General features: G+C 66.8%; 8 protein-coding genes and 1 pseudogene. 4 read left to right on the forward strand and 5 right to left on the reverse strand.

Annotation, left to right across the window (positions count from 1 at the left end; translation table 11 throughout):
* Both JWP90_RS12750 and JWP90_RS12755 read right to left on the reverse strand, forming a co-directional pair.
* The coding region (locus JWP90_RS12750; RefSeq protein WP_297364886.1) for an exopolysaccharide production protein at positions 1–1,232 on the reverse strand (1,232 nt) is incomplete at its 3' end.
* Complete coding sequence (locus tag JWP90_RS12755; RefSeq protein WP_297364888.1) at positions 1,229–2,596, reverse strand: O-antigen ligase; 1,368 nt, start codon at positions 2,594–2,596, stop codon at positions 1,229–1,231. The genes JWP90_RS12750 and JWP90_RS12755, both read right to left, overlap by 4 nt.
* A 116-nt stretch (positions 2,597–2,712) precedes the next feature.
* Here JWP90_RS12755 and JWP90_RS12760 point away from each other — a divergent pair, with 116 nt between their 5' ends.
* Positions 2,713–3,870 (forward strand): acyltransferase, encoded by a 1,158-nt coding sequence (locus JWP90_RS12760; RefSeq protein WP_297364891.1) that lies wholly within the window; start codon positions 2,713–2,715, stop codon positions 3,868–3,870.
* Between the two features lie 49 nt (positions 3,871–3,919).
* Here JWP90_RS12760 and JWP90_RS12765 read toward each other — a convergent pair.
* Positions 3,920–5,179, reverse strand: a pseudogene (locus tag JWP90_RS12765) (glycosyltransferase); the annotation flags it as partial.
* A gap of 193 nt (positions 5,180–5,372) precedes the next feature.
* Positions 5,373–6,551: an acyl-CoA dehydrogenase family protein gene (locus JWP90_RS12770; RefSeq protein ID WP_297364895.1), complete on the reverse strand. Its 1,179-nt coding sequence runs from the start codon at positions 6,549–6,551 to the stop codon at positions 5,373–5,375.
* Between the two features lie 173 nt (positions 6,552–6,724).
* On the opposite strand from JWP90_RS12770, the gene manA reads away from it, so the two are divergent.
* On the forward strand, positions 6,725–7,918 hold the full coding sequence (gene manA, locus JWP90_RS12775) for a mannose-6-phosphate isomerase, class I (protein WP_297364899.1): 1,194 nt from the start codon (positions 6,725–6,727) through the stop codon (positions 7,916–7,918).
* 9 nt (positions 7,919–7,927) lie between these two features.
* Here the strand turns inward: manA and JWP90_RS12780 are convergent, their stop codons facing one another.
* The gene (locus JWP90_RS12780) at positions 7,928–8,896 is read right to left on the reverse strand and encodes a GlxA family transcriptional regulator (protein ID WP_297364902.1); all 969 of its coding nucleotides are present in this window, start codon (positions 8,894–8,896) and stop codon (positions 7,928–7,930) included.
* Positions 8,897–8,985: 89 nt separating this feature from the next.
* On the opposite strand from JWP90_RS12780, the gene JWP90_RS12785 reads away from it, so the two are divergent.
* Complete coding sequence (locus tag JWP90_RS12785) at positions 8,986–9,156, forward strand: hypothetical protein (protein ID WP_297364905.1); 171 nt, start codon at positions 8,986–8,988, stop codon at positions 9,154–9,156.
* Positions 9,157–9,227: 71 nt separating this feature from the next.
* On the forward strand, positions 9,228–9,339 hold a 112-nt coding region (locus JWP90_RS12790), incomplete at its 3' end, for an NAD-dependent epimerase/dehydratase family protein (RefSeq protein ID WP_297364907.1).

Genomic DNA, 9,339 nt, shown 5'->3' on the forward strand with positions numbered 1-9,339 from the left:
CAGACCACGAGAAGCAGCCAACTGCCCTCGATGAGGATGAAGCTCTCAGCCGTGCTCGTGGCGATCAGCGCGACCAGCACGAGGGCCGGCCAGGTGTACGTGACCGTCCGTCGATTCGAGGCGAGCAGCCATGAGCGTACGAACGCCAGAACGAGCAGAGCCGTGAAAGCGACAAGCCCGACGACACCGACCTGAAGGTAGACGTCAACGAACGCGTTCAAGCTCGATTCATGAGCGCGCACCAGGACGTTGTTGATGTAGGTGTACGGCGGGACGTCCTGCCACAGACCTGACCAGCCCCAGCCCTCCATTCCCCTGATCGGGGCGAGGGTCCAGGCCTGGAACCAGAGCGAATAGCGGTACTCGAATTCGCTTCCCGCGTTGAGCAGGGCGAGTACCCGCATCCTGGCCAGATAGGCCGAGAACAACGCGATGGCGGTGAGCGCGGCCAGACCCCACTGCAGCGCCCTCCTGGTGTCTGCCGGCGCCTGACGCAGGCCATACAGTGCCAACCCGGCCAGCCCGAGGGCAATGGCGACCAGGAGCGTCACGGGGGACTGGCTCAGCCCGAGCGACGCCGCACCGACCGCGAGCGAAAACACCACTACACCGCGGGTGGCCGAGCGGGTTCGCCACTCGATGACGAACGTGAGGATCGCGATCAGCGCCATGAACCCGAGCATGTTGCGCGTGCCGAAGATGCCCTGGATCGGCCCGCCGAGAGCAACATTGCCCTGGACACCCATGAAGCCGAACGGAACGTCGAAGATCAACCCTGACAGCACCTCAACACCGAGCGAGGCCGAGAGGAGGGCGCGGAGGACGGTTCCCACTGAGCGCACGATCTGGATCATGTCCCTGGTAAGTGCGACGGTGAGCCCGAGGAAGGCGAAGGCGATCTGGAAGAGCGAACTCGACAGTGTGATCCATTGGTGATCAGTCCAGAACGTGGAGAGCAGGCACCATCCGACGAACACGAGAATCGAGATCGGCAGCAGGCCGTGCCATTCGATGGTGTCCCACCTGGCAATCACGACAAGTGCTGCGAGCGGCACGAGAGCGGCGATCACCCCGATGAGCCCGTTCCAGCCGAGGATGGAACGGATCAGCGGCGTAGCGAAGGCGACGCCGAAGATGGTGAGGCTGAGCGCCGCTGCGGCGTGCGGGCTGCCGAGCGCTCGGAACAACGCTGCCAGCGCAGGATGGCTCTGAGCGGGGCGAGGAGCCGTCATCGGCCCGCTTCGACTGTGCGGGCGGATGCGTCGGGTGCGCCGGCGCCGATCGCCGGATACTGCTTCGTCTTGAGGCAGAGAAGCACGAGCAGGACCCAGCCGGACTCGATGAGGATCCGGCTCTCAGCGAGAGACTGCACGAGGAGTACCACCAGGAGAAGAATCGGAACGAGGGACAGCATGGAGTGCTGACGGTCGTCGCGGAGGTCGAATCGCGGCCGGTCGACGGCGGCGAACCAGCTGCGCCACAGCGTGGAAATGATCACCGCAGCGAACAGCACGACGCCGAGCACACCGAGCTGCAACCAGACGTCGAGCCAGGCGTTGTGAGCGTGCAGCTGAAGCACACCGCGACGGACGACCAGGTCGTCGAATGGCTCGACCCAGGGGATCCAGGGGCTCGAATAACCCCAGCCGAACCAGGGGCGCTGGCTTGCCGTCTCGACCACCGTTTGCCAGATGTCCAGGCGCCCCGTCAGGTCCTCGCTCTTGCCGAGCAGTGCGAGCAGCTGCTGGTTGAGGAGCGAAACCGCCGCCACGGAGGCGACGAAGAGAGCGAGACCACCGAGGTACACCGGTGTCCTGCGCGCGGGGCTCGGCGCGTGACGCACGAGCAGCGCGCCCGCGAGCACCACTGCGACGATCGCCGCTGCGATGATCATCGTGCTGGAGCGGGTGAGGAGGAACTCGGCGGCTGCAAGCACCAGCCAGGCGATGGCTGAGCCGCGTCGCACGGTTCCGGCCGCCCACTGCACGGAGAACACGAGAAGACCGAACAGGGCGATGATCCCGAGCAGGTTGGAGTTTCCGAGAATGCCCTGGATCTTCCCTCCGTCGAAGAGAAGGTTCCTGGACCAGTACGCGAGAAGGGGCGGTTCGCTGTCGCCGAAATCCACCCAGAAAGGCAGCACCCTGTCGCGTACGACGAGGGACACCCACAGCTCGAACAGGATCGACAGAGCGAGCACCCACTTGATCGCGTTGGCGAACACTCGGACGACCTCGGCCCAGTCGAAGCAGAGGGCGAGGAAGATCCCGACGATGCTGCAGCAGAGCATCCCGGCGAGGGTGAACAGGCTCGCACCCGGGTAGGCCGACCACGCCACCGACAGAAGGGCGAAGGTCAGGAACGCGAGAAGAGACTTGGGTGTGCGCCGGCGGTTGTAGACCGGGCGGAGGACAGCAAAGACGATCACGCAGGCCACAACGGTGACTATGCTCACCCCCACGAAACCCCATAGGCCAAGCAGGTGCCGGATGCCGTCGCCGGCGAGCGCGATGAACAGCGCGAGGGTGGCGACGCCCGACGCCCACAGCCTCGGCGTCGAAAGCGCTTCGGGGGGCGCGACGGTCGGCGAGGTCATGCAGTCAGGCTATCGCGCCATCGGGAGCAGCGCTGGTAGCTTCCGCGGTCGCACGATTCGGAGGAGCAAAGCGCCGACCCAGCATTTGCCCATTTTGGCCCGCTTAGAGTAAACCGATGCGTTTCTCTCCACCCGCTGACAAGCAACAGAATGCGCGGATACGGTCGCTCGACGGTGTCCGGGGGATCGCCGCGGTCGTCGTGCTGCTCTACCACCACTCCCTGGTGGCCCGGCCTGCCCTCGAGCAGCAGCCGGGAGTGTGGGAGTGGCTGACGCAGTCGCCGATCAAGCTGTTCACCGCCGGCACCGAAGCTGTCCTCGTCTTCTTCGTACTGAGTGGCCTCGTGGTCGCGCTCCCGGCGCTGAAGGGGAGCTTCGACTGGCTCTCGTACTACCCGAGCCGGCTGGTGCGCTTGTATCTGCCGGTGGCAGCGTCTCTCGTCCTGGCCGCAGTGTTCATCGCGCTGGTTCCACACTCGGAGTCGCGCGCCGCCTCCGGCAGCTGGTTGCTGGAGCGAAACGCCGACAGTGCCCCGCTCTCCCTGCTCCTGAACGAGGCGACGCTTCTCCCGGCGACCTACACGCTCAACAACGTTCTCTGGTCCCTGCGCTGGGAAGTGCTGTTTTCCCTCCTTCTTCCTGTTTTCGTGGTCGCCGCCCGCGCCGTGGCATCCCGCATCTGGCTGACCGTCGCCGCCTGCACGCTCGCCATGGTTCTCGGTCGCGTCGTGGGCGTCGACGCCTTCGTCTACCTGCCGACCTTCTTCCTCGGGACCCTGATAGCCGCGAACCTCGATCGGCTCCAGGCCTGGGGGGCGAGAGTCACCGCCCGCGGGGCCGGCATCTGGCTCGGCGTCGGGGTCGCCTCGGCCGGTGTGCTCATCCTGGGCTGGCTGCTGCGTCCCCTGGTTCCGGCCGGTTCGACCGGAAGCGCTGTGCTGTGGGGGCTGGCCGGTCTGGGTGCCGCCGGTCTCATCATCGTTGCACTGCTGTCTCCGCTGGCCCGGTGGGCGCTCGAGACGGCGGTGCCCCGCTGGCTCGGCCGGATGTCATTCAGCCTCTACCTCGTGCACATCCCGGTTCTCGCCGCGGCGGCGTTCCTCATCGGGGACGACCGGTGGTGGCTGGTCTCAGCAGTCGCACTCCCGGCAACTTTCGCCATCGCCGTGCTATTCCACGCCGCAGTCGAAAGGCCAGCGCACGTGCTGGCGCGGCGGGTGGGAGACCGCGCTCGATCGCAGCCCGGTCGATCTCCCGTGCCCACATCCGTGTGACGGCGTCGTCCGAGTACCGTTCCGCCGTTCGCACGGCGTTCCTCCGAAGGGCGGCGACCCGGTCGGCCGGCAGCCCGAGCAGATGCTCGATGGTGGCGGTGAGCGCGTTGATGTCACCGGCAGGCACGAGGAACCCGTTGTGCCCTGAGCGGATGATGTCGGCCGGCCCGTACGGGACGTCGTACGCGATCGGGAGGCATCCGTTGGCCATCGCCTCGACGAGGACGAGCGGCAGACCCTCGCTGCGGGAGGTGAGGAGCAGGAAGGACGCGGTCGCAAGTTCTCTACTGGCGGTGGCACTGTAGCCGTGGAGGAGAACCTGTGCCTGAGTGCCCGCCGCCTTCGCGGCGGCGGATTCCACTTTCGGGCGGTTCGGCCCGTCGCCGTAAATGTCGAGGCGGATGGGCTGCCGGACGGCCGTCACCGCCCGAATCGCATGCTCGACGCGTTTTCTTGGGTCGAGTGACGCCAGGACGATACCGCGGGAGGGGTCCCTGGTCTGCGCCGGCGTGTCGCCGGTGTCGGAGGAGATGTCGCGACCGTTCGGGATCACCGCCAGGGGAGCGCGGGTCCCGAGGATCAGTCGTGCGTCAGCGCGCTGGCGCTCGGTGAGGAACACGAGGCGGTCGAAAGCGTCCGGGGATGTGAAGACATCCGCGCGGGACGCCCGGACCCGGAGCGGGTCGGACGCGCTCTGGCGGTGGGAGGCGTGGACGACATGGAAGGTGAGAAGCGATCGTCTGCGGTAGCCGGAAATGAATCTCGCGCTGGTCTTGCTGTCAACGATCAGCGTTGTCGGCCGGCCGTCTCGCAGCTGGTCGAGCCACCAACGGTAGAGCGACCTGGCGCTCGTCCAACGGCGGAGGGGCGCTCCCCGGCCGTCACACCAGACAATGACGCGTCCCCCGATCGTTCCGTGCTGGTGGACGTCTCGGCGGTCGGACACGGCAAGCGTCCCATCGGAACGGTAGTGGTCGACCTGGAGTTCGGTTTCGCCGTCGTCGGCGTGGCGCGTGCGCATCAGCTCGCGGCCATCCCGGTACACAGAGACGTATGCCGGGTTCTCGGCAAGGGGCGTGAACGGCGTTCTGCCGGCGACGTGCGCCGCGTCGGGGTCCTCCGGTGCTGGGTTCTCGCGCAGCCAGTCCCAGATGTTCGCCAGCGTCATTCCGTCGGTGAGCTCCCCGGACGCGCGTAGCCGCTGCTCGAGAGCCGGGTAGTCCGGCCGCAGATCGAAGGTGACGACGTGGACAGGAACACCGCCCAGCCGGACGAAAGCGCGGGAACGGTGCAGCAGAGCTCCGGTCATCCCCCCGAACCGATCGCCGATTCCCCACGTGACAGCGAGGTGGCATCCGGGTCGCAGACGCACAGGGGGCAAGGTACACCTCCGGGTTGAGGCCAGCCAGGGTCGGCCGGGCACGCTGACGATCCTCGCATCTCCGGCGACGGCGTGCGACGGACTTGCTGATCGCTCGCCGGGGGTGTACTCGCGCGGTTGATCAGACGAACGCTGCCTTGCCGGTGATCGCCCGCCCGACGATCAGCGAGTTCATCTCTCTCGTGCCTTCATAGGAGTACAGGGCCTCGGCGTCCGCGAAGAAGCGTGCGGCTTCGTAGTCGAGGACGATGCCGTTGCCGCCCATCGATTCCCTGGCCCACGCCACCGTCTCCCGCATCCGTGACGTGCAGAACCCTTTCGCCAACGCGGAGTGCTCGTCCCGCTGCGTGCCTTCGTCGAGCATCTGGGAAACGCGGACACACAGTGCCATCGACGCGGTGATGTTGCCGAGGCATTTCGCGAGAAGATCCTGCACGAGCTGGTGCTCGGCGATCTTGCGGCCGAACTGCTCGCGTTCCTTCGCGTATGCCACCGCCGCCTCGTACGCCCCGACGGCGACCCCGACACTCGACCACGCCACGGCGGCGCGGGTCAGCCGCAGTACTTTGGCGGTGTCGCGGAACGAGCGGGCGTTCGCCAGTCGCATGCTCTCAGGGACGACGACGTTGTCGAGGATGATGTCGGCGTTCTGCACGGGCCGCAGGGCGATCTTGCGTTCGATCTTCGTCGCGGTGTATCCCGGGTCTGAGGTCTCGACGAGGAAACCCTTGACCTGGTCGTCTGCGGTGTCCTTCGCCCAGATGATGGTGATGTCGCTGAAGGTCGCATTGCCGATCCAGCGCTTCGAACCGTTGAGCACCCAGGAATCCCCGTCCCTGGTCGCCGTCGTGCGAAGGCCCCGTGCACTGTCGCTGCCCGAGAGCGGTTCGGTCAGGCCGAAGGCGCCGACGATCTCACCTGATGCCATCCTCGGTAGCCACTGGTCGCGTTGCTCCTGCGAACCGCACACGCTGATGGACCCCATGGCGAGGCCCTCCTGCACGCCGACGAACGTCGCCATCGACGCGTCGACCCGCGCCATCTCCATCGACACCAGGCCCCGGAACACCGCCGAGTTCTCGAACGGGCGGGTCTCGGCGAACGGGAAACGGGCGACATCCGTTTCGAGGAACGAACGAACGAGGTCGTGCGGGAACTCCGCGCGCTCCCAGTAATCGTTGATGACGGGCCGGACGGTGCCCTCCATGTAGGCGCGGATCCGCATCAGCGCATCCTGCTCACGGTCGGTGAGCAGCGTCTCGAATCCGTAGAAATCGCTGGCGAGGGGTTCGAACGGCATGCCTGGCTCCTGGTGTCGGGAACAGCGTAAAGAATCTTCTCGCAGCCTAGGTAACGGCGCCTGTGCCGACAATACGGTTGGCCGAACGAGCAACGGCGCATCGGAGCCGCCCCACAGCTCTTGTAGGGTGGCGATAACCCCGCACGCCCCCGGCATCCCGTTAGGACGAGCCCGTGTTTGTTCCGATCGCCAACACCCCCCGCAACTACGCCTGGGGCTCCGCAACCGACATCGCCGCTCTGCTCGGCGTTTCGTCGTCCGGTTCCCCGGAGGCGGAACTGTGGCTCGGCGCCCACCCCGGTTCGCCCGCCCGCATCCTCACCCCTCTGAACGTTGGCGGGTTCGCGACGCTCGCCGACTGGATCGCCCGGAATCCGGCATCCGCCGGCCTGTCCGGGCCCCGGCTGCCGTTCCTGCTCAAGCTGCTCGCCGCAGACGCCCCACTCTCACTCCAGGCGCACCCGTCACCGGAGCGGGCCGCCGAAGGATTCGCCGAGGAGAATACTGCCGGCGTGCCGTTGGAGGCGCCAACCCGGAATTACAAGGACCCATTCCACAAGCCGGAGGTGATCTTCGCCCTGAGTGACCGGTTCGAGGCGCTCTGCGGGTTCCGGCCGGTGGCCGATGCCATCACCGACGTCGATGCGCTGATCGCCGCGCCCGGATTGTCCGCCGGGGCCGTGGCCACGCTGGTTTCTTTCCGGTCCTCCCTCGAGGGCCAGGACTCCGAGGTGCTCCGTCGGGTCGTCGGCTCCCTCCTCAGCGACGACGCCTCCGTTCTGGTCGAAGCGGTGACGGATGCCGCCGCCTCCGCTCCGGCGACGCCCGCTGTCGACACCGTCCGGCTGCTGGCCAGGCACTATCCGGGCGACCCGGGCATCGTGGTGTCGCTCTTCATCCACCGCGTCACCCTCCGACGCGGCGAGGTGCTCTACCTGCCCGCCGGCAACATCCACGCCTACCTCAGCGGATTCGGTGTCGAATTGATGGCGGCGAGCGACAACGTGCTTCGCGGGGGACTCACCCCCAAGCACATCGACGTGGCCGAACTGCTGAAGGTCCTCGACTTCACGCCGATGCCTGTGCCGTACCTCGCGCCGGAACGACCGGAGGACGGAGTCGACCTCTATCGCCCGGACGTGCCGGACTTCGAGCTTGTCCATGTCGTCGCGACCGAGACGGTCTCGCCGACGATTGCGCTGCCCGGGGTGGCCATCGCCCTCGCAACAGCCGGGGAGCTGACGCTCACCGGGTCGTCGGGGACGATCCAGCTGCGCAGGGGAGACGCCGCCTACATCACCGCAGACGAGGGCGCTCTCCAGGTTCGGGGCTCCGGCGAACTCTTCGTCGCCACCACCAGCCTGTAGCCGCTGTCCTCAGCGGACAGCCATCACCGTCTCGCCGGTGCAGCTGAACGCACGGCGGTAAGCGTTCGGGGTGGTGTGGAGCACCTTCAGGAAGTGGTGGCGCATCACCGCCGATGAACCGAAACCGGACTCTGCGGCGATCTGCTCCAGCCCGACATCTGTCTGCTCGAGCAGTTGCTGTGCCCGGATGAGGCGTTGCCGGTTCAGCCACGCCGCCGGCGTCGCCCCCATCTCTGCTCGGAACCGGCGCGCGAAGGTGCGCTCGGACATGAGAGCCTTGGCCGCGAGCACGTCGACGGGCAGGTCATCGGCCAGGTTCGCGAGCATCCATTCGGTGACCGCTGCGAACGAATCGCTCTGCCGCTCGGGGATCGGCGCCTGAATGTACTGTGCCTGCCCGCCGTCCCGCTGCGGAGGCACGACCATGCGTCTCGCGATGACGTTCGCTGCTGCCGCGCCGAGTTCCGTCCGCACCAGGTGCAGGCACGCGTCGATGCCCGCTGCGGTGCCGGCACCGGTGATGACGTGGCGGTCCTCGACGAAAAGCACATCCGGGTCGACGGTCGTGGCCGGGTAGTTCCTGGTGAGCCTGTCGGTGTACATCCAGTGCGTCGTGCTGCGCCTGCCGTCGAGGATTCCCGCCTCCGCGAGGGCGAAGGCTCCGGTGCACACGCTGAGGATCCAGGCCCCGCGAGCTTCGGCATCGCGGAGCAGGTTGAGAATGCGCGGGTCCAGCGAGCCGAAGTGGAACGCGGGAACGGCGATGAGGTCGGCATCGCGGGCTTTCTCGAGCCCTTCATCGATGAGAATCTCGAAGCCGAGCTTGGTGCGGATCGGGCCGGGTTCCGCGGCGACGACATGGAAGTCGAATACCGGCCCGCCCATGTCTGAGCGGTCGATGCCGAAGACTTCGCAGAGCACCCCGAACTCGAACGGCGCCATCTCGGGTAGCGCCAGTACGGCGATCTTTTTCAACATGTCGGATGCCTCCAGCTTGGCAGAAATGTACCGAACACTGGCAAGTCTGCCACTCGTGGCTGAATCTCGCAATGCATAGATTTACCGCCATGATGATGTTTCTGATCCTGCTTGTGGCCGCGGTCGTCTTCGCCATGATCGCCGCCGTCGTCGAGCTTCGACGCGACGGATTCCGCCGGCTCCCCGATCGGCGTTTCGGGCCTGCCGGCTCTGGAAGCTCCGACGTGCTCGGCCGATCCCTGATGGCCGGCATGCGCTGAGCCCTTGTGGCTTTCCCGTGCCTTAGTCTCGATACCGGGCGGCAGTCGCCGCCCGGTATCGAGGAGGCACCATGACCTGGCTGGTCACCGGAGGCGCCGGTTACATCGGCGCCCATGTCGTTCGCGCGTTCACCGAACAGGGCATCGATGTCGTCGTCCTCGACGACCTGTCGAGCGGGCACG

Source organism: Mycetocola sp. (assembly GCF_025464835.1).
Taxonomy (GTDB): domain Bacteria; phylum Actinomycetota; class Actinomycetes; order Actinomycetales; family Microbacteriaceae; genus Mycetocola_A.

Bases quoted from the DNA above. Each gene is read 5' to 3' on its own strand.
- JWP90_RS12755 (WP_297364888.1), bottom strand. From the start codon at position 2,596: ATGACCTCGCCGACCGTCGCGCCCCCCGAAGCGCTTTCGACGCCGAGG.
- JWP90_RS12760 (WP_297364891.1), top strand. From the start codon at position 2,713: ATGCGTTTCTCTCCACCCGCTGACAAGCAACAGAATGCGCGGATACGG.
- JWP90_RS12770 (WP_297364895.1), bottom strand. From the start codon at position 6,551: ATGCCGTTCGAACCCCTCGCCAGCGATTTCTACGGATTCGAGACGCTG.
- JWP90_RS12780 (WP_297364902.1), bottom strand. From the start codon at position 8,896: ATGTTGAAAAAGATCGCCGTACTGGCGCTACCCGAGATGGCGCCGTTC.
- JWP90_RS12785 (WP_297364905.1), top strand. From the start codon at position 8,986: ATGATGATGTTTCTGATCCTGCTTGTGGCCGCGGTCGTCTTCGCCATG.